Raw genomic sequence first — 327 nt, forward strand, 5'->3', positions numbered from 1 at the left:
TACGAAGGAAACCATGAGGACGACCAGTTATACGACAACGGTTACGTTGACGCGTCGGACTGGCATCACGTGGGAGCTGTTGCAACTTAAGTACGGCTTCCCAACGCTCTTCGTCTGATGCTTTAGGGTCATTAATGACCGTTTTCAGTGCGTTGCGTTTTTCTGCGTATTTTGAAGCGATTTTAGCTCGCTTCACGTCACGCGCTTTCATTGACTGTTTTGCCATAACTCTACACCTTACTTTCTGAACGGGAAGTTAAAGGCAGCTAGCAAAGCACGAGCTTCGTCATCTGTGCCAGCATTAGTGGTAATGGTGATATCCAGACC

The 327-nt window shown here is 47.7% G+C and carries 1 protein-coding gene and 1 pseudogene; both read right to left on the minus strand.

What is annotated here, in order from left to right:
* A partial coding sequence (gene rpsN, locus B3180_RS04905; protein WP_286843347.1) for a 30S ribosomal protein S14 occupies positions 1-226 on the minus strand: 226 nt, incomplete at its 3' end.
* Positions 227-237: 11 nt separating this feature from the next.
* Positions 238-327, minus strand: a pseudogene (locus B3180_RS04910) (50S ribosomal protein L5); the annotation flags it as partial.

The organism is Idiomarina sp. UBA4206, from assembly GCF_002383015.1.
In the GTDB taxonomy this organism is placed as follows: domain Bacteria; phylum Pseudomonadota; class Gammaproteobacteria; order Enterobacterales; family Alteromonadaceae; genus Idiomarina; species Idiomarina abyssalis.